Source organism: Salinisphaera sp. T31B1 (assembly GCF_040361275.1).
GTDB lineage: Bacteria > Pseudomonadota > Gammaproteobacteria > Nevskiales > Salinisphaeraceae > Salinisphaera.
Window position 1 is genome coordinate 25,239 of sequence record NZ_APNH01000007.1, and the last position, 19,865, is coordinate 45,103.

The 19,865-nt window shown below is 64.1% G+C and carries 18 protein-coding genes and 1 tRNA gene; 17 read left to right on the top strand and 2 right to left on the bottom strand.

Annotated features, from left to right (window positions below; genetic code table 11):
* The first annotated feature begins 5 nt into the window (after window positions 1-5).
* The 8 genes from T31B1_RS19865 to T31B1_RS19900 all read left to right on the top strand — a co-directional run bounded on the left by T31B1_RS19865 (window position 6) and on the right by T31B1_RS19900 (window position 10,691).
* Window positions 6-2,240 (top strand): hypothetical protein, encoded by a 2,235-nt coding sequence (locus T31B1_RS19865; protein WP_353251264.1) that lies wholly within the window; start codon window positions 6-8, stop codon window positions 2,238-2,240.
* Entirely contained in the window at window positions 2,237-3,004 is a 768-nt protein-coding gene (locus tag T31B1_RS19870) for a hypothetical protein (RefSeq protein ID WP_353251265.1), read from the top strand. The genes T31B1_RS19865 and T31B1_RS19870 overlap by 4 nt, the downstream gene beginning before the upstream one ends.
* The gene (locus T31B1_RS19875; protein WP_353251266.1) at window positions 3,004-3,747 is read left to right on the top strand and encodes a Mov34/MPN/PAD-1 family protein; all 744 of its coding nucleotides are present in this window, start codon (window positions 3,004-3,006) and stop codon (window positions 3,745-3,747) included. The genes T31B1_RS19870 and T31B1_RS19875 overlap by 1 nt, the downstream gene beginning before the upstream one ends.
* Window position 3,748: 1 nt before the next feature.
* Window positions 3,749-4,345, top strand: a complete 597-nt coding sequence (locus T31B1_RS19880; protein WP_353251267.1) for a tail assembly protein — start codon at window positions 3,749-3,751, stop codon at window positions 4,343-4,345.
* Window positions 4,346-4,414: 69 nt separating this feature from the next.
* Complete coding sequence (locus T31B1_RS19885) at window positions 4,415-7,540, top strand: TipJ family phage tail tip protein (RefSeq protein WP_353251268.1); 3,126 nt, start codon at window positions 4,415-4,417, stop codon at window positions 7,538-7,540.
* The gene (locus T31B1_RS19890) at window positions 7,540-8,463 is read left to right on the top strand and encodes a phage tail fiber protein (protein WP_353251269.1); all 924 of its coding nucleotides are present in this window, start codon (window positions 7,540-7,542) and stop codon (window positions 8,461-8,463) included. Before T31B1_RS19885 ends, T31B1_RS19890 begins: the two co-directional genes overlap by 1 nt.
* Window positions 8,463-9,893 (top strand): phage tail tip fiber protein, encoded by a 1,431-nt coding sequence (locus T31B1_RS19895; RefSeq protein WP_353251270.1) that lies wholly within the window; start codon window positions 8,463-8,465, stop codon window positions 9,891-9,893. Before T31B1_RS19890 ends, T31B1_RS19895 begins: the two co-directional genes overlap by 1 nt.
* A gap of 246 nt (window positions 9,894-10,139) precedes the next feature.
* The gene (locus tag T31B1_RS19900; protein WP_353251271.1) at window positions 10,140-10,691 is read left to right on the top strand and encodes a hypothetical protein; all 552 of its coding nucleotides are present in this window, start codon (window positions 10,140-10,142) and stop codon (window positions 10,689-10,691) included.
* Here T31B1_RS19900 and T31B1_RS19905 read toward each other — a convergent pair whose 3' ends face one another.
* On the bottom strand, window positions 10,692-11,174 hold the full coding sequence (locus T31B1_RS19905; RefSeq protein WP_353251272.1) for a hypothetical protein: 483 nt from the start codon (window positions 11,172-11,174) through the stop codon (window positions 10,692-10,694).
* Here T31B1_RS19905 and T31B1_RS19910 point away from each other — a divergent pair.
* The 4 genes from T31B1_RS19910 to T31B1_RS19925 all read left to right on the top strand — a co-directional run bounded on the left by T31B1_RS19910 (window position 11,175) and on the right by T31B1_RS19925 (window position 13,708).
* Window positions 11,175-11,282, top strand: a tRNA-Leu gene (locus T31B1_RS19910).
* A 177-nt stretch (window positions 11,283-11,459) separates the two neighbouring features.
* The gene (locus T31B1_RS19915) at window positions 11,460-12,890 is read left to right on the top strand and encodes an ABC1 kinase family protein (protein WP_353251273.1); all 1,431 of its coding nucleotides are present in this window, start codon (window positions 11,460-11,462) and stop codon (window positions 12,888-12,890) included.
* 61 nt (window positions 12,891-12,951) lie between these two features.
* A complete protein-coding gene (locus tag T31B1_RS19920) occupies window positions 12,952-13,452 on the top strand; it encodes a DUF2505 domain-containing protein (RefSeq protein WP_353251274.1) in 501 nt (166 codons plus the stop codon).
* A gap of 7 nt (window positions 13,453-13,459) precedes the next feature.
* Window positions 13,460-13,708 (top strand): DUF2970 domain-containing protein, encoded by a 249-nt coding sequence (locus T31B1_RS19925; RefSeq protein ID WP_353251275.1) that lies wholly within the window; start codon window positions 13,460-13,462, stop codon window positions 13,706-13,708.
* An 8-nt stretch (window positions 13,709-13,716) separates the two neighbouring features.
* On the opposite strand, the gene mutS is transcribed toward T31B1_RS19925, so the two are convergent.
* Entirely contained in the window at window positions 13,717-16,329 is a 2,613-nt protein-coding gene (gene mutS / locus T31B1_RS19930) for a DNA mismatch repair protein MutS (RefSeq protein ID WP_353251276.1), read from the bottom strand.
* A gap of 180 nt (window positions 16,330-16,509) precedes the next feature.
* Between mutS and T31B1_RS19935 the strand changes: the two genes are divergently transcribed.
* The 5 genes from T31B1_RS19935 (at window position 16,510) to T31B1_RS19955 (ending at window position 19,805) form a co-directional block, all read left to right on the top strand.
* Entirely contained in the window at window positions 16,510-17,022 is a 513-nt protein-coding gene (locus T31B1_RS19935; RefSeq protein WP_353251277.1) for a CinA family protein, read from the top strand.
* Window positions 17,023-17,091: 69 nt separating this feature from the next.
* Entirely contained in the window at window positions 17,092-17,628 is a 537-nt protein-coding gene (thpR, locus tag T31B1_RS19940; RefSeq protein WP_353251278.1) for an RNA 2',3'-cyclic phosphodiesterase, read from the top strand.
* A 113-nt stretch (window positions 17,629-17,741) separates the two neighbouring features.
* Window positions 17,742-18,827 carry a recombinase RecA gene (recA, locus tag T31B1_RS19945; RefSeq protein ID WP_353251279.1) on the top strand — a complete coding sequence of 362 codons (1,086 nt, stop codon included), beginning with the start codon at window positions 17,742-17,744 and terminating at the stop codon, window positions 18,825-18,827.
* Window positions 18,828-18,904: 77 nt separating this feature from the next.
* Window positions 18,905-19,426: a regulatory protein RecX gene (locus tag T31B1_RS19950; protein ID WP_353251280.1), complete on the top strand. Its 522-nt coding sequence runs from the start codon at window positions 18,905-18,907 to the stop codon at window positions 19,424-19,426.
* 79 nt (window positions 19,427-19,505) lie between these two features.
* Window positions 19,506-19,805, top strand: coding sequence for an MTH1187 family thiamine-binding protein (locus tag T31B1_RS19955; RefSeq protein ID WP_353251281.1), 300 nt, complete (start codon window positions 19,506-19,508; stop codon window positions 19,803-19,805).
* Window positions 19,806-19,865 lie beyond the last annotated feature (60 nt).

Below are 19,865 nucleotides of genomic sequence, written 5' to 3' on the forward strand. Positions count from 1 at the left end.
TTACCATGCAAAGCATCGATTTTGTTTCGCGCGCATCCGGTTATTGGGTCGTCATCATCGACGGCGTCGAGTCCGAACAGACCCACCGCGACCAGCACAAAGCCGCCGCGCGTGTAGCGACGGCTGTGCTGCAGGGGCACGCTGCGCACTACGAGCCCCGGGGTATCGAGATCCACGGACAACTGTCGGGCGCGCCGGACGAAGGCGAGGGCAGCGAAAGCGAAACCCCATTCCAAGACCCGGCGCCGGATGACGAGACCGACAACAGCACCGACAACGACAGCCCGCAAATGCTGCCCGCGAACCTGACCGTGGAGGTCGGTGATCGCGTGTCATTCTCCGGGCCGACAACCGGGCAGTACTACAACTGGGCCGGCGATGCGCTCGTATCGGTATATGGCACAAACTTGGGCGTGTTCGATGCCGTCGCGCCGGGGAAGGGCTCGGTCTTTCAGTACAAGCCGGGCGGCGGGCGTTACGCCGCAGCGATCAAGATCGTGGAGAGTAGCGGCCGCGATCCGCTGCTCCACACCCGATATGGCGTGACGCCGCTCGATGCCGAGACGCCACCGGCCGATGCGGGGCCAGAAAAGCCCGACACCGCCCCGCCCGCAGTCGGCGACCGCGAACCGCTGACGCGTCGCGTCGTCACGCCCGATTGCGAGGGCGATCCTGTGCATGTCCACGCGGTCATCAATCAGCCGGATGGCTCGACGCGCGAGTACGAGGCTGACGTGCCGCCGGGCGTTATGCATCGCTTGAACAACGGCCGCGACGATCTATCGTGGCTGCTGATTCACCACGGGCCGGAAGGTGCGATCGCGCCCGAAGCCACGATCATGAACACGCCGGCCGATATCGACTGCGCAGACCTGACGATCATTGCCCCGGACGGCTCGACGCTGTGCGAAGGCCCGCGCACCATCTACGCCGGCGGCGGCAATCACGTGCTGCGCTACAAGCCCGTCGAACTCGACCCCGACGCACCGCTGCACCTGCTGCCTGCGCTGGACGTCGACCGGCTCGGGCAGATCACGATCAGCCCGAAAGAGTACGCTTCGCACATGGGGCCCAACGGCACGGGCGGATTCAAGCAGGGCATGGGGGATACCGGCCCGCACCCCGGCATCGGCGCGGTTACGCGATTCGATGGTCCCTTGCTGTGTGATCTACAGGCCGGGCGTGAGCCGACTGCACAGAATATTCAAGTCTGTCTCGATCACGCGAACGCGGCTTGTGTTTATCCGTTTGGCCGTCGTGACCCGTACACGCTCAAGCCGCTGTCGATTGTCGAATACCCGGACGCTAGCACCCTGTGGCAGCACATCGGCAAGCCGGGTAACCCGATCAAGACGCTGGGCAAGTCCAGCAACCCTGTCGATACATCACAGCACGCAGCGCACGGTCCGTTATTTTTCGGCGTCGCGACTACCGTGTTCAAGGACACGATCTATCGCGAACGGCTCGCTCTGTGGGCGAACGCTCAAGTGCTGGGCCAGAACGAGAATTTCCGCGGCTACGAAAAAGGTTTGACGGTCAACACGCATCAGCAGGCCCGGGCGCTCGCGTGGTCAACTCGTACTGTGGCGTTTGCTTCGCTCGTATGTCCCGAGTACGCGGATTATTTCCGATCGATGATCGACAATTCGCTAGTCGAGTTTCGTCGCCGCACGGCCGATCGTGCCGGCCGCATCGCGATCTGGAATCATGATCTCGGCGACAACAAGGGCAATAAATGGTCGTACAGCAATTTCATGGGCTGGTTCGTTGCCTACACGACGGCGCAACTCGCGGAATGGGGGTTTGAAGGCTGGGCAGACGAAGCCCGCTGGCTCACCGAATGTACCTGTCAGCAGATCAACGGCAAATGGTGGCCGGCCGCGACGTACTACCACCCGAAGGTTCTGCGTGATGACGGCAATCTTGTTGCTGACTGGGACGAAGCGCTTCAAGAAACCCGGAAGGTTGACAAGAGCTTGGACGCCGCTTTCGCCTTTGAGCCCGGCTCTCTGGAATTCATTCGAACGATAGTTGGCGGCTACGACCGTTACATTTCGACTGATTACATGGGTTACCCGTGGCAGAGCGACGGTTTCTGCGCGAACATCCGGCTCGCGGTGTGGGCGGCTGACAAATACACGCCGGAAGGCATGGCCAGCCCGGTCGCGAACTATCTGGCGCATGAGCGCGTCGAGTACGGCAATAGCGCGCAGTTCTGCCTGAGCCTGAAAACGTCATGAGTGCTCGCCTCGCAGCGCTGTCTCGGTACACCGTCACGGGCAGCCTCGCCAAAGGCCTGCTGCTGGACCCGGCCGACATGTCGACGATGTGGCAAGATTCAGCGAAGACGGTTCCGGTGACCGCGCCTGGAGATCCTGTGCGCGTCATCAAGGATCTGTCGGGCAACGGTTATCAGGCTGTGGCGCTTGCCGATAACCGGCGACCCTTGCTGCAGACCGATGGGTATCGCTACTGGCTGGAGTTCGACGGCGCCGACGATTACATGACGTTCCCGAACGTCGTGGACCGTGACTTCGTTGTGAGCATAGGTTACCGCCAGCGGCCGGGCGATTCCGGGTTTCGCGGCATCATCTTAAGCGACTATCGCGAGCGCGCGTACCTGCCAAGCGGGTCGGCGCAGGCCTTCTTTTGCGCCGGAGGCTCGGTTTCGCTCGGCGGGCTGGCGGTCGATACCGATTACACGCTCAGCGGCTACCGGCGAAACTCGAACGGCATCGGCGCGTACAAGAACGGCGCGTTGGCCGGCACGGCCAATTCCGATAACGGTGTGCACTACGGCGCGGGCGCAATCGCTGCGTACGTGAACAATCAGGCCGGCGACGGCGTCAACCAGATTTCGAAGATCCGCTTCTACGGCATGGGCGTCATATCGCGATCGGACCAGCTTGATGACGATCGGCTGGCCATGGAAGCGTTTGTCAACGAGCGAATGGCCGAGCGGCCGCCGCTATCCGCCGGCGCCGCCATGCTCATGGCCCGCTGATGTTCGACGAGCACGCCGACGCGATCCGCGCCGCGGCGGTCGCCGCATACCCGAACGAGGCTGTATTCGTCATCACAGACGAAACCGGCTGTTACGAGGTGCGCAACGTGCACCCATCGCCGCGCGAGTCGTTCGCGATAGGCAAGAAAGACATGGCCGCCGCCCGGGCCGCAGGGCTGCGGGCGATCGTGCACAGCCACCCGGACTATCCGGCCTGCCCGAGCGAGCAGGACATGCGCGGCCAGCTGTCGACGGCCGTGCCGTGGGGCATCGTTGCCACCAATGGCGAGGCGGCTACGCCGATCACATGGTGGGGCGCCGGAACCGAGCGTCCCTCGCTGGAAGGCCGGCCGTTCGTGCACGGGGTGACGGACTGCTATTCGCTGATCCGCGACTACTACGCGGCGGAACGCGACATCGATCTGATGGAGATTCCGCGCGCCTGGCTCTGGTGGCAGCAGGGCGGCGACCTGTACCGCGAATGGTTCGGCCCCGCTGGGTTCGTGCAGATCGCCCATGCCGAGGCGAAGCCGGGCGACGTCTGGCTGACGCAGATCCGCTCACCGGTGCCCAATCATGGCGGGATACTGCTCGAACGCGGCGAATGCCTGCATCACCCGATGACGCGGGAGGGCGGTCCGGTTCAGCCGAAAGCCTTGTCACGGCGCGAGCCGATCAACCGCTGGCTGCCGCATATCGCCCAAGACCGCGGCGGCATGATCCTGAGATACGAAGGGAGCTGACATGCTACGCACCATCTACCTACACGGCGCCCTGGCCCAGTTCGGCGAGTCGTTCGCTCTGGACGTGCGCGACCCGGCCGAAGCGTGCCGCGCGCTGGCCGCCCAGATCCCCGGCTTTCGCAAGGCGGTGGAAGACGGCCGCTGGCATGTGTTCCGCGGCCCGCTGCTGGCCCGGAACGACCTCGATGAGGACGGTGTGCACGTCGGCCTCGGGCGGGCAAAAGAGGTGCACATCATGCCCGTGGCCGAGGGCGCGGGTGATGTGTTCAATATCGTGGCCGGTGTCGCGCTGATAGCCGCGGCGCCTTTTACCGGTGGCGCCAGCCTTTACGCGGGCGGCGCTCTGGTTCTTACTGGCATCACCGGCATGCTCACGACACAGCCCAAGGTCGACAGCTACAGCGATCGCGAGCGCCCGGATCAGCGCCCGTCATTCATATTCGACGGGCCGACGAATACCAGCACCCAGGGCCTGCCTGTGCCGCTCGTCTACGGCCGTATGCGCGTCGGCTCGATCGTCGTCAGCGCCAGCTTGTCCGCCGAAGACATCCCGCTCGACGGTGACGGCGACGACGGAACGCCGGTCGCCAACCCGTAAGTCTACCACCTGACCGCCCACGGGCCGCCCGCGAGGCGGCTTTTTTGTGCCCGACATAAGGACGTTCGCATGAGCGCAGTGGCCGACGAAATCGACCTGCTGATCGGCGCCAAGGGCGGCGGCAAATCCGGCGGCGGGGGCGGGCGCGTCGCCCAGGAAGACCCGAACACGCTGCGCTCGAACTCGACCGCGCGCATCGTGGACGTGATCAGCGAAGGCCCGATCGTCGGCCTCGTCGACGGTTTCCGCTCCGTGTTTCTCGACGACACGCCGGTGCAGAACGAGGATGATTCGTTCAACTTCGCAGGCCTGATCCGCACGGATCGCTACGGCTACCCGGATCAAGACCCGTTCCCACGCCAGCCCAACGTCGGTAATCCGCAGGATGTGAGCACGCAGGTCCGCGCGGATACGCCGGCCGTGCGGACGATCAACGACACGGAAGTCGACGCGGTCATCGTCACCATCCAGATCCCGGCGCTGACATATCAAGACCCGAAAACGGGCGACCTGCGCGGCACGAGCGTCGAGTGGGCCGTAGACGTACGACCGGCCGGCGGCAGCTGGACCGAAAAGCTGCAGGACAAGATCGAGGGCAAGACGACATCTCCGTACCAGCGCTCCAAGCGTATCCCGCTCGACGGCGACGGCCCGTGGGACGTGCGCGTACGCCGCATCACCGAAGACAGCGACCAGTCCAACGTCCGCAACGACACGTACTGGGCTTCCTACACCGAGCTCATCGACGCCAAGCTGATCTACCCGGACACCGCCGCGTTCGGCCTTGAAGTGGACGCCCGCCAGTTCGGCGACACGATCCCCGCGCGCAAGTACGACGTCTACGGGCTGATCATCTCGGTGCCGTCGAACTACAACCCGGAAACCCGCGAATACAGCGGCCTGTGGGACGGCACATTCAAACAGGCATGGACGGATAACCCCGCCTGGGTCTACTACGACCTCGCCACGAACACGCGCTATGGCGCCGGCTTGCCGTATGTCGACAAATGGGCGCTGTACCAGATCGCCCAGTACTGCGACGCCCTGGTCGACGACGGCTACGGCGGCGAAGAGCCAAGGTTCACCTTCAACACGGTGATTGCCGACCAGACGAGCGTCTACGACGCGCTGTCCCAGCTGGCGAGCGTGTTCCGTGGCATGACGTACTGGGGCACGAACACGGTGATGGCCACGGCCGATATGCCGGGTGATCCGGTGCAGCTCGTCACCCCGGCGAACGTCATCGAAGGCCCGAACGGCTGCTTCGAATACAGCGGCGCGTCGCGCTCGAGCCAGCACAGCGCCTGGCTCGTCAGCTTCAACGACCCGGACAGCAACGACCGCCTGACGCCCGAGATCGTCGAAGACGAAGGCCGCATACAGCGCCTCGGCTGGAAGCCCGCGAACCTGAACGCGATCGGCTGCAACAGCCGCGGCCAGGCCCGCCGCGTCGGCCTGTGGGCGCGCGAGACCGAACTCAACGAAGGCGAGACGCTCACGTACACCGCGGCGATCGACCACGCCAAGGCCCGCCCGGGCGACATCATCGAGCAGCAAGATCCGGATCGCGCCAATGCGCGCCTGAGCGGACGTCTGAAATCCACAGGCACGAGCACGCTCACGCTGGACAAGGTGCCGGACACGATCGACCAGAACGAGACGTGGTATCTCGACGCCGTGCTGCCCACCGGCGGCATCGAACGCCGCGAAATCACGCAGTTCGACGGCGACACCGTGCAGCTTGCGCAGCCGTTCTCGAAAGCCCCGGTGCAGGCGGGGCTGTGGGTGCTGTCCAGCGCGCTCATTGCGCCGCGCCTCTGGCGTGTCGTCGCCAACCGCGAGAGCGGCGCCGTCAACGGCAAGCTGCGCTATCAGATCACCGCCGTTGAGCACGATCCGGCGAAGTACGCCCGCGTGGAGCAGGGTATCTACCTGCCGGCCCCGCCCGACACGCTCATCCCCACCGGCCCGATCACACCGCCCACGAACCTGACGGCCGAGAGCTACACCTATATCGCCGGCGGCACGCAGCACCAAGGGCTGACCGTCAGCCTCACGCCGAGTACCGATGCGCGCGTGCAGGCACACGTCATAGAAGCCCGCGGGCCGACGGACAGCAACTGGCGGACGATCAGCAACGGACCCGGCACATCCGCCGATATCCTAGACGCCGTCGCGGGTGTGTGGATGCTGCGGGGCCGGGCCGTCGACGGCCTCGGCCGGCTGTCCGCCTGGGTGTACGACAACGTCAACGTCAACGGCCTGCTGCTGCCCGGGCCGCCCACGGCCGTGAACATCATCACCGGCGCGTTCTCGATCCAGCTGCTGCCCGCCGGTTTGGCCCCCGGCGCAGTCTGGGAGTTCTGGCGCTCGAACGTCGCCCTCGACGCCGCCGACATCGAAAGCAACGCCGTGCAGGTGGGCGAGGGCAGCAGCCTGGCCGACGTCAAGCTATCGCACAACACGACGTACTACTACTACATCCGAGCGCGGAACGTATACGGCGTCAGCGCCTGGTATCCCGTCCAGGCCACCACGGACAACAACCCGGAAGAAGTGATCGCCGCCCTGAACGAACGCATCACGAAATCCGAGCTCTCGCAAGAGCTGCAACAAACCATCGCCGGGTTCGACCCGGGCGCGCTCGACGAGCGGTTTAAGGAAATCCGCGATCAGTTCGCCAGCGGGCTGCAGACGCTGGAACTGGGGTTCGACACGAACGAGCCGGGCGATGCCGTGTTGCCCGTCGGCTGGCGTGGCGGCAATGAGCTAACAGGGTATCTAGCCCCGATCGGTACAGGTGATGCGGCCTATGGCGCGCTCGATGTCGATGCCGGGAACTGGTATCTGGCGAAGTGCTGGCGGCTGATCCGCCCGGTTCAGAACGTCACTGGCTCCGTGCGCGCCACGGTCGACACCGGCCAGGCGCAGATGATGGCCCGCTTCTACACCGCCGAGGCCCTGTTCATCGGCGACGCTCGCAGCGACCCGCTCACGGCCAGCGGCACGATCGACTACGACCTGCCCGTGCCCGCCGCCGCCGACTACATCGAACTGGTGCTCATCGCCGCCGACACCCCGACCTACGCGGACACCGTGCCGCTATGGTTCGACAACTACGACCGCCGTATCACCATCGCCCGTCCGATGGACGAAACACCGATTGAGCATGCACCGCTAGAGGTCAATAGCTAATGGCTGTTTATAACGACGCAAGCCCGAACAAAGTAGCCGATCAAGCCCTTGGCGGGCACAAATACGTTCCTGCGGCTGATTCGGCGCAAGGCGTCTCATCGCAACTGGATATCAACTTCGAGGAGTGGAAGCGCCGCGCGCTGTTGCGTATTGCCGTCGAGGCGGGTATGGACCCGGCGTCGGATAGTGACATGTTGTTGTCTGACTCAATTTATCGAATGATCGACGGTACTCCATCACGTTTAACCGGCATTAAATTGCTGGCGGATCAGGACGACCTATTACAGCAATCGCCCGGCTGGTACGGATGGACAAACCCAGCTCCAATCAATGGTCCGCCGTCAAACACGCCAACGTATCAAATCGCGCATATTGCTAATGCGGGGAATCGAAATTATAAAATTACTGCATGGTCTACCGGCGACCAAGAGACGTGGACAAATTATAAGGTTTTTGCCGGTTGGACCGGCTGGGATAAATCTTATACAACACGCAACACAACGGTCGACGGTAACGGGAATTTGAGTCCCGCATCTCCTATATTTCGAGTTGCTACCAAACCGTATAATGCCACTGGAGGCGGCTATGCCGTGGCCGGGGCCGGAACAGCGAATAGTTACGCAGCAGGCGTCACGTGCGAACACCCTGCAACAGGAATTTATATCGTCCGCGGATCGCTAGGGTTGCGCCGCGAGGGCTGGTATATAAAGACGCCGCTTGACACAAACTACAATCCGAAATGTTACGTTGAATACGATCAGCACGACGATGGCACGATCGAGATTCGAACGTATGAGCCGGTCGCGAATGGTCCGTTCGTAGCCGGCGGCGAGCCAATGGATATTCCAGCGGGTCGTTGGATAGACCTGCGCCTGGAAATGCCTGAACCTGAACAGCCCGCGGCCGAGAGCGAGACCGAGTAATGGCCCGCGTCGCATTCGACAACGTACAGATCGACGCGTTGCCGTCGCTGTTCGAGATCGGGCAGACGGAATCCGCCGATGCCGTACGCCGGCAGTACGCGGTACAGCGTGCCGAAGTCGCGAACGACAACGTCGATATCGTCAGCACCCAGGTCGATATCCTGCGATCCCGATTCAACGACCCCGAAAACGGCGTTGCGGCCTTGGCCGAGCGCGTTGAGACCAATTTCACCTCGATTCAGGGCGCGCGTGATGATCTGAGCGTGCAATCCGGCCAGCTAGTCGAGATCACGGCGGACATCACGGATCTAAACAGCGAGATCAACAGCCGCGCAACGATCGTCCAGCTGCAGGACGCCCAAGCGGACAACGCATCGGCGCGTGCCCAGCTGAGCACAACGCTACGCTCGGAGTTCGACGGCGATATCGCCGCGCTCGATCAGTCCCTATCGACGGAAATCGACAGCGTCACGGGCAAGATCGAGTCGATGTACGCCGTACGGCTCCAAGTCGACAACGACGGCACGCGCTACATCGGCGGCTACGGCCTCAGCAACGACGGCACGACAGTGCAAGCCGCGTTCGATGTGGACCTTTTCAGCATCGGTCGCCTCGGCGCCGGCAAGGTGCAGCCGTTTATCGTCGATACGTCGGACGGCAATGTCTATATCGACCGGGCGATGATTGCCGTGCTCAACGCCGGCGAGCTGAGCGCGATCACAACTAAAACAGGGACTTTACAGGTCGATAGGCTGACGACTGCGGCGCCCAACAGCACCGCCGGCCGTGTTGAATTGTCGGGTCAAGGCAGTTACGCCCTGTGGGGCGGCAGCGGGTCGAAGACATCCGGCAATGCGAAGTGGTACGTCGACCAGGCCGGCAACTTCGTCGGCCGCGATATCACGGCGCGCGGTGATGTCGAGGCTACAAGCGTTAAAGCGGGCACGGTCAACATCATCGATGAGCTGATGATTCAGGGCAACGCCGTAGTCGTGCCCATCGGTTACAAATCGGATGCGAAAACGAACCAGGCTGGCGATGTCTGGGCGGAAGTTGCGAGGATCAATGTGCCTGCGGGCAAATTGCGATCGGCGACGCCGGCGTTCGTATCGTTCGGATTTAACTACGAGTTTGAGGTGTGGGGGACTGGCAATGCGTCAGTTGGCGTGCGCCTGCTCATCAACGGCTCGATCGAGTACGAGTACATCATCGAAAAAATCCTGGTGACAAACAGCAACAGCAGCTCGCTCGTGCCGATCAATCGCAGCGGCGCATACAATTTCGGCCGACAAATTACGTTGGGCACATCGGCGGCCACCGTGGCCCTGGAGGCCGAGTTCTACACGACGAACAACGTCGACAACGGTGAGCGAGCGACGTTTAACCGCTACATGTTCATGCAAGCGCTCAAAAATTCGGCGGGGATGTAAATGCCGCATTATGCGATTCACGACCCGCAGGGATGGATTCGAACGGTAATAGATTGCCCAACGGACTGGGCCGTTGGATTTGCCCTCGACGACGAATCTGCCGCCCCCGTGCCCGCGGATACGTCGAATGCCGTTCATTGGATCAAACCCGAGACGGGCCGACGAAATACACGCTCGGCGACGCCCTGCACGCCGAGCCGCTCGACGGTGCCCGCAGACGGCACAACCCCGGTCACGTTGTCCCAGATGCGGGACGACACGCAAATCGACGTCGCCGGGCCAGAGCCGCAGCAGATGACGGCCACGGGCTCGGCGCAGCTGACGTTCAGCGCGCCCGGCAGATACCGCATCACCGCCACGGCCCCGTTCCCGGCACTGCCGAAGACGATCACGATACAGGCCCTGCCGCCGGCCGAAGCACGGCGTCAGACCATGCTAGACCGGATCGATGTCGCCGCCGGCGAAGCCCGCCGCCGGTTCGTCAGCCCGGGCGATCTGGTCGCCGAAGAATACCGCCAGGCCGCCGAGGCCGTCGCCCGCTGGCGCGCCGCCGGCAGCCCGCCCGACGACGTCCCGCCCGAGGTGCAGGCGGGCGCCGACTACAGCGAGATCACCCCCGAACAAGCCGCCGCCGAGATCGAAACGACCGCCACCGGCTACGCCCAAGCCATGGCCGCCATCCGCGACATCCGCCTCGCCGGCAAGCGCAGCGTGCGCCAAGCCGCCGAGGCGGATATCGAAACGACGGGTGAGCGCGTGATTGGTCAGCTGGCCGGCGTTGCGCCACCGCAGCCATAGTCAGCCGATCTTATAGCGCAGCCCGAGGCCCCACTCGCACACATGCCGATCGCCGAACCGATCGCGTAGCGTCACGTGCTGCATGTCGATTTCGACGACCCGCATCGGCTCGTCCCGCAGATCCGTGACCAGCCGCGACCTGCCGCTGATGACGCGCTCCCGATCGGCCGTGTCTTCCAGATCTGTCCGGACAAGCACCGAGATCTGATCGCCGACCCTCACGCCCGCCTGAAGCGCTTCTGTGCGCTGTGCATCCGCCGACGACTCGAACCACGCCCAGGGCCTGGACGCGCGCTCATGCGCCGGCGTGTCATCAAAAACGGCGCGCCGGCCGTAAGTGTCGGCCTCGGCGGGGCATGGAAGTGGTGCATTGAGATAAGGGGCTTTGAGTATCGCTCGGGAAGCACGCCCGCGCCAAGCCGCGAAGCGGTGACGGGGAGATGTGGGTGATACGGATAAGCGCCGATACGCACCAATGGGCATGGCGTGCAACGGACGCCCAAGCGGTTTAGTTTGTATTCAGATACTTACGTTTCGGCTGTCGCATTCATAATGCGAGAGTCGGTGGTTCAAATCCACCCATAGCCACCAGTCGACGTGCACCTTCGACCTTGTCGAAGGGTCAAGGGATCCGGTGTAGGCCGGATCCCTTTTTTTTGCTCGGCGCGCGTGCGTCGGGCCGGCGACCCGGGTAGCTGCACGGATCCATCCCGGGCCGGCAAGCCTGATAGACTCGGCCCATTCCGGGTTGACGCTAACCTCGACGCTATGGCCAAAGATCACGATCTCGGCAAGAAGAAGCCGCTCAAGCTCAAGACGGGCTCGTTCGACCGCAATGCGGCGATGGCGCGCATGGGCGTGATGGCGGGCGCATCCTTTGCCGGCCACACGCTGGGCAACTTGTTCCGGAGCAAGGAAGACAAGGAACGCCGCAACCGCGAGTTCTATATCCGCCAGGCCCAGTTCCTGGCCGACGAGCTCGGTCAGCTCAAGGGCAGCGTGATGAAGGTCGGCCAGATGCTGTCTGTCTATGGACAGTACTTCATGCCGCCGGAAGCCATCGAGGTGTTGCGCAGTCTTCAGGACGACAGCCCGCCGGTCGCCTGGGAGGAGCTCGAGCCGGTGGTCCGGGCGCGCCTCGGCCGGGAGCGGTTGGCCGAGATCGATATAGATCCGGAGCCGCTCGCCGCAGCGTCGCTTGGCCAGGTCCATCGGGCGACGCGCCGTTCGGATGGGCGCCAGCTTTGCGTGAAGATTCAATACCCGCAGCTGGCCGACGCCATCGACAGCGATATCCGAACCCTGACCCAGATCGTGCGGCTGGCGCGCCTCGTTCCCAAAGGCGTCGAGCTCAACGCGATCATGGAAGAAGTCCGCGAGATGATCTATCGCGAGGTCGACTACGACCGCGAGCTGCGCATGACGCGTGAGTTCTCGCAGCGGCTGGCGCATGACCCGCGTTTCGTGGTGCCCGAAGTCTTTCCCGAATACTCCACCGAGACGGTGCTGGTCACCTCCTACGAGAGCGCCCACCACGTTCAGAGCGACGCCGTTCAGCAACTCGAACAGTCGCGACGCAACGCGCTCGGTCGCCAAGCCCTCGAGCTGTTCTGTCGCGAGTTCTTCATCTGGGGCATCGTTCAGACCGACCCGCACTTTGGCAACTACAAGGTGCGGATCAACGACGATGGCCAGGATCAGATGGTGCTGCTGGATTTCGGCGCCACGCGCGAGTTTGCGCCCCGCTTTCTCGGCTCTTATTACGACGTCGTCATCGGTGCGTATGAAGGCGATGCGCAGCGCTTGATCGACGGCGCGATCGGTATCAATCTGCTGCGCCGGGATTCGCCGCAACATGTCTTCGATGCCTTCGCCAAGGTCGGCATGCTGATGATCGAGCCGTTCTCGGCGCATCCTCCGGCCGAATTGACGACCGACGACGGCGCTTATCGCTGGGGCGAGTCGGATCTGCCGTTCCGGGTGTCCCGCGCGGTGTCGGATGCCGCGATTTCGCGCTGGTTCCGTATTCCGCCGCGCGAGATCGTATTCCTGCACAGGCGGCTGGGCGGCGTGTTCGTGCTGCTGGCCGTGCTGGATGCGGAAATCGATGCGCACGCGCTGCTCGGCGAATATCTCTATCACGACGCCGACAACCGGACCGAGACCAAAACTGAAACGGGCACATCGACGGCGGGTTAGCCGTTGAGCCCGTCTGCGGCGGCCTTGCAACAGCCGCCGGTCACCCGTTCAAGGAAACCCTATGAAGTTTGAGGAAACCTTCGATTTCACGCATGACGCGGGCACTATTCTGCGCATGTTCACCGACGAATCCTATTATCTCGACAAGTACGAGCGGCTGGGCGGACGTGCGCCCAAGCTGCTCGATAGCCGCCAGGGCGACGGCGAATTCGAGATCAGCGTGCGGCATGCGCTTGACGCGACCAAGTTGTCGTTTCCCGATATTCTGAAGAAGCGGATCGGCGATCGAATCCTGCTGACCCAGACCGATCACTGGACGCTTGAGGATCGCACTGGCCGGATCGATATCGATATCGAGAAAGCGCCGGTGGACATCGCCATCGATATGCGCCTGCAGGAGCGCGGCGAGAACGCCTCGCGCCTGACGCTGGTTTTCGATATCGATGCGCAGGTACCGCTGCTCGGCGGCAAGATCGAAAAAGCGATCGCCGGCCCAATCACCGAGCGTACGCGCAAGGATCTGAAGCTGAGTAACGAAATGGCCTCGAACTACACCGCCTAGACTGCCCATGCACGACGAACGTAACGAACACGGCCGCTCGCACTGCGACGAGCCGGCACCGCCCACGCTCTGGCAGTCCTGGATGAGCGTGCTGGCGGCTTTTTTCGGGGTCCAGTCCAGTGCCAACCGGGAGCGCGATTTTACGCGTGGCAAGGCGAGTCATTTCATCCTGCTCGGCCTGCTGGCCACGGTGCTACTGATCGGCCTGTTGATCGGCGTGGTGGTGCTGATCCAGCATTTCGCCGCGCCGACCTAGACTGGCTTTCACCCCTCCGCGGCTACCCGTTTGAGCCGATAGAGCGCTTCCAGGGCCTGTCGGGGCGTGAGATCGTCACAGTCCAGTTCGGCCAGTGCGTCGCGCAGCGCATCCTCGACCGGCACGGCCGGATCGGGCGCGGCGGCTTCGAATAGACCCATCTGCGGCCCGGCTTCGGCGCGCGACTGGGCTTCGAGTTCGTCCAGGTGTTTCTTGGCCTGGCGAATCACGCCGCGAGGCACGCCGGCGAGCGAGGCGACCTGCAGGCCGAAGCTGCGTGATGCCGGGCCGGGCCGGATGGCGTGCAGGAACACCAGACGCTCTTCGCCGCCACTGCGATAGTCGGCGACCTCGAAATGGGCGTTCTGGCTGGCCGGCCACTGGTCGGCGATCTGGGTCAGTTCGAAGTAGTGGGTGGCGAACAGCGTATATGCACGGTTGTGTCGTGCCAGCCGCTCGGCGACCGCGCGTGCCAGCGCCAGCCCGTCGTAGGTCGACGTGCCCCGGCCGATTTCGTCGAGCAGCACCAGCGATGCCTCGGTTGCATGATGCAGGATCTGTGCGGTCTCGCTCATCTCGACCATGAAGGTCGATTGCCCGGCCGACAGATCATCGCCTGCACCGATCCGCGTGAAGATACGATCCAGTGGGCCGATTGTCGCGGCATCGGCCGGCACGAAGCTGCCGATATGGGCCAGCAGAACGATCAGCGCTGTCTGGCGCATGTAGGTCGATTTGCCGCCCATGTTGGGTCCGGTGATGAGCAGCAGGCGGCATTCGTCGTCGAGCACCGTATCGTTGGCCACGAACGGATGGTCGGCGAACTGTTCTACCACCGGGTGGCGTCCACCCTTGATTCGGATGCCGGGCGCATCGACAAGTGTCGGCGCGACCCAGCGATAGTCCAGCGCGCAGCGGGTCAGCCCGCAGAGGACGTCCAGATGGGCCAGCCCGGCCGCGATCGCCTGCAGCCGCGGTAGGTGGCCGGCCAGCGACTCGACCAATTCGGCGTAGAGCGCTTTTTCCCGAGCCAGGGCGCGTTCGCGGGCCGAGAGTACCTTGTCCTCGAAGCCCTTGAGTTCAGGCGTGATATACCGCTCCACGGCCTTGAGCGTCTGGCGACGCTGGTAGTCGATCGGCGCTTTGTCCGCGTGTGTCCGCCCCATCTCGATGTAGTAGCCGTGCACGCGGTTATAGCCGACCTTGAGCGTCTCGACGCCGGTACGTTGGCGTTCGCGTGTTTCCAGCTCGGCCAGATAACCGTCGGCGTTGGCCGACAGCGCGCGCAGCTCGTCCAGCTCGGTGTCGTAGCCGCGGGCGATAACGCCACCGTCGCGTACGACCACCGGCGGTGTCTCGACCAGCGCCCGCACGAGCAGCTCGCGGACATCGGGCACGGTGTCCAGTTGTTCGTTGAGCGCAGCGATCAGAGGCGCATCGAGTCCGGCCAGACGTTGCTTGAGATCGGGCAGCGCCTGCAGAGCGCGGCTCAGCCCGGACAGATCGCGCGGGCGTGCCGAACCCAGCGCGATACGGGTCGCGATGCGTTCAACATCCGGGATCTCGCGTAGCCGCTCGTGAAGATCGGCGTGTGCGCCCTGAGCCAGTGTGTCGATGGCCTGATGACGGTGGCGCAGGATATCGAACTGTCTCTGCGGCTCGGCCAGCCAGCGGCGCAAGGCGCGTGCGCCCATCGGCGTGGCACAGCGATCCAGCAGGCCGACGAGACTGTGGCGACTGTCGCCGGTCGAGCTGAACTCGATTTCCAGATTGCGCCGCGTGGTGCCGTCGAGTATGAGCGTGTCGGTGATCGCATACGTACGCAGGCTGCTGATATGGGGCAGGGCAGCCTGCTGCGTGGTCTCGACATAGTCGATCAGCGCACCGGCCGCAGCGATCGCGCGCGGCAGATCGGCGCAACCATAGGCATCGAGCTGGGCCACATCGAAAAACGCTTCGAGTTTGCGGCGCGCGCTCACTGCGTCGAACAGCCAGGCGGGACGTTCGGTAATGGCAGTCTCCACGCCGGCCAGATCGAGAGAGGTGCCTTCGGCTACCACGATTTCTCTTGGGGCCAGACGCGCAAGTTCGGCGGCCAGGGCGGTCTCGTCGGCGACTTCGGTGACGGCGAAGTCGCCGCGAGCAAGCTCCAGCACTGCGATGCCGATCGCCCGTCTGGCGGGGGCGAGCGCCACGATCAGATTCGCGCGCCGCGCGTCCAGCAGGGCATCGTCGGTGACCGTGCCGGGCGTGACCACGCGTACGACTTCGCGGCGAACCGGACCTTTCTGCGTGCCCGGCGCTTCCATCTGTTCGCAGATCGCTACTGACTCGCCCAGCGCGATCAGCCGGGCGAGATAGGACTCGGCGGCGTGATAGGGCACGCCCGCCATGGCGATCGAGCGGCCGCCGGATTCGCCGCGGGCGGTGAGCGTGATATCGAGCAGTTCGGCCGCACGCACCGCGTCGTCGAGGAACAGCTCGTAGAAATCGCCCATGCGGTAGAACACCAGCATGTGCGGATAGTCGTCCTTGATCGCCAGATACTGTCGCATCATCGGTGTGTGATGCGACCGGTCGTCCGCCGGATCGGGGGCGCCGTGGTTCACGGATCGGGACATATCGCTCTGGTACTCATGGGTTGAAATCTTAGCGTCTGTTTCTGGCAACAGCCGGCCGGCGCCGCGTCGATGCAACGCGCGCCACGCGATTGTAGAGATCGACGGCGGATGACGCAGGGCACGGCCATCCTAACCTCGCGACCGCACTGCGCAGACCGCTGTGCCGTGCATAATAGACTGATGATTGCAGCATACGATCCGAGTCAGTCGATCGCCGCGCTTGTCGAGCAGTTGGCGACCCTGTTGCCCGCGCGCGGTCAGCGCGTGGCGAGCGCCGAATCCTGCACTGGCGGTCTGATAGCAGCGGCCTGTACCGAGCGCTCCGGCAGCTCGGACTGGTTCGAGCGCGGCTTTGTAACGTATTCCAACGCGGCCAAGGCCGAGACGCTGGGCGTGGACGCCGGGTTGATCGGCACCCACGGCGCAGTCAGCGCTCCGGTGGTCGAGGCCATGCTGTCGGGCACGCTCGCTCATAGTCCGGCCGACTGGGCGGTGGCCGTGTCCGGCGTGGCCGGTCCGGGCGGCGGGAGCGCGGACAAACCGGTGGGCACGGTCTATATCGGCTGGATGGCACGCGACGGCATGGCCGAGGTGGTGCGCTACCAGTTCGACGGTGACCGCGGCCAGGTCCGGCAGGCCAGCGTCCTCGCCGCGCTGGTCGGGCTGCGCGAGCGTGTCGATCCCTGTCGCTAGCCCGAGCGCCGGCCGGTGGGCCGCCTGTTCTGTCGCGAATGGGTCCATCGCGCATGTTGCGACCGCACCATGACCGATGCCGGCGACATGCGGCTGTTCTTCGCGCTCTGGCCACCACCTGCACTCGCGCGACGGCTGGCCCGGCGGGCGGCCGGTTTATCGGTGACCGGCCGGCCCGTGGCCTGGCCCCGGCTGCACCTCACGCTGGCGTTCATCGGCCGTTGCGGCGGCGACGAGTTGGCCGATCTGACTGCGCGGGCCGGCGCCGTGAATGTGCCCCGCTTCGATCTGACGCTCGATCGCGTCGGCCATTTCGCCGGCCCACGCATCACCTGGATCGGCTGTGCCGATCCGCCCCCCGCACTGTTGCGTCTGGCCGCGGCGCTGCGCCCACCGAACGCGCTTGATTCGGCGCGTTTTCGCCCGCATATCAGCGTGATCCGGTCGAATTCGGCGACGGTCTCTCTGCCCATGGAGCCGGTTTGGTGGGCGGTCACACGGTTCTGTCTCGTGGCCAGTGGCCACAACGGACATCCCGGGGCGTATCGCACGCTTTCTCACTGGTCGCTCGCGCGCGCTGAAAGCCACGTCGCGGGTATGGAATAATGACTTTCAACCGGGCGCTAAGGCGCTGGCGGCACCGCAGGGCAGGGCCGCAGTACGGATCGAATTCACGGGCCTGACTCGATCGAGCGCCCGCACAGCACGTGACCAAAACTATGGACGAAGATCGCAAAAAAGCATTGGCGGCGGCACTGAGCCAGATCGAACGCCAGTTCGGCAAGGGATCGGTAATGCGCATGGGCGATGCCGAACCCGTGAACGTGGCCGCGATATCCAGCGGCTCGCTCACACTTGACGTGGCGCTGGGCATTGGCGGCTATCCCCGTGGCCGGGTGGTGGAAATCTATGGTCCGGAATCCTCGGGCAAGACCACCTTGACGCTCCAGGCGATCGCTGAGGCCCAGAAAGCCGGCGGTACGGCAGCATTCATCGATGCCGAGCATGCGCTCGATCCCACCTACGCCGAAGCGTTGGGCGTGGATATTGAGAACCTTTTGATCAGCCAGCCCGACACCGGCGAGCAGGCGCTTGAAATCGCTGACATGCTCGTGCGCTCGGCTGCAGTCGATATCGTGGTCATCGACTCGGTCGCCGCCCTGACGCCCAAGGCCGAGATTGAAGGCGAGATGGGCGATTCGCATGTCGGCCTGCAGGCGCGGTTGATGAGTCAGGCGCTGCGAAAGCTCACGGCCAACATCAAGCGCACCGGGACGTTGGTGATGTTCATCAACCAGATCCGGATGAAGATCGGCGTGATGTTCGGCAGTCCCGAGACCACGACCGGCGGCAACGCGCTCAAGTTCTATGCCTCGGTTCGTCTGGATATTCGCCGGATCGGCGCAATCAAGAAGGGCGACGAAGTCATCGGTAACGAAACCCGGGTCAAGATCGTCAAGAACAAGATGGCGCCGCCGTTCCGCAAGGCCGAGTTCGAAATACTCTATGGTCAGGGCAGTTCTCGTGAAGGCGAGATCATCGATCTGGGTGTCGCCAACAATCTGGTCGAGAAAGCCGGTTCCTGGTACTCGTACAACGGCGACCGTGTCGGCCAGGGTAAGGACAACGCCCGTCAGTTTCTCAAGGACAACCCAGAGATCGCCGCCGAGATCGAAACCGCACTGCGCGAGAAGCTGATGCCGGCGAAAAAGAAGAAAGGCGACGACGACGTCGAAGCCGCACCGGCCGACACGGGCGCCGACGCCGATCTGCTTGGCTCCGCCCAGGCTGGCGGGCGCAAATAACGGCGCGGTCGTGAAGCGCACCGCCATACAGAAGTCCGCGCTGTCATAGCGCGGGCTTCTTTGATCCGACCCGTTTCGTGACCGCCGACCCGCACGGCGCCGATCGCAACAGCGGCCCGGACGCCGGGGTCGCCGCGCTGGATCCCGCCGAAGCCGCGGCCGCCGAGCGACTGGCGATCCGCAAGCGGGCGATGGATTTTCTTGCCCGGCGCGAACATGCCTATGCCGAGCTCGTCGTCAAACTCAGAAAGCGCGAGCACGCGGCGGACGAAATTGGGCCGGTCCTGGATGAGCTGGTCGACGACGGGCTGCTCTCGGATGCCCGCTATGCCGAGGCGGTGGTGCGCTCGAAGAGCGAGCGCGGTATCGGGCCGCAGCGCATTCGGGCAGAACTGACGGCGGTCGGCGTCGGCGACGGCGTCATCGATATGGCATTCGAGAACGTGCCGGTGGACTGGTTCGCACTCGCGAATGCTGTCCGGCGCAAGCGCTTCGGGAACGATGTGCCGACTGACTTTCCAACGCGCGCCAAGCAGATGCGGTTTCTCCAGCGCCGCGGCTTCGACACGGACCAACTGCGTGCTGCCTTCGACGACTGACTTCGGCAGCGCGGCTTGCATGGCGCCATAGCACGGGTGTCATGATGGGCGATCGTCACCCTCAGCGCCGGGCATCGTCATGAAGATCACTGCCGAACTGTGTGTCATTCCCATGGGCGTCGGGGTCTCCGTCTCCCGGTACGTAGCAGCCTGTGAGCCGATTCTGCGACAGGCGGGACTCAATCCCCAGTTGCATGCTTACGGCACCAACGTCGAGGGCGAATGGGATGACGTATTCGCCGCGTTCAAGCGCTGTCACCAGGCGATCCACGATATGGGGGCCGTGCGCGTATTCACGACCGTCAAGCTCGGCAGCCGTAACGATCGTGCGCAGAGCAACGACGACAAGATCGCCAGCGCGCGGTCGTATTTCGATTGATTGGCAGGGTCCGGGCGGCGCGCGCTGAGCGGCGTTCGGTCTGCAACAACCCGGCGTGGC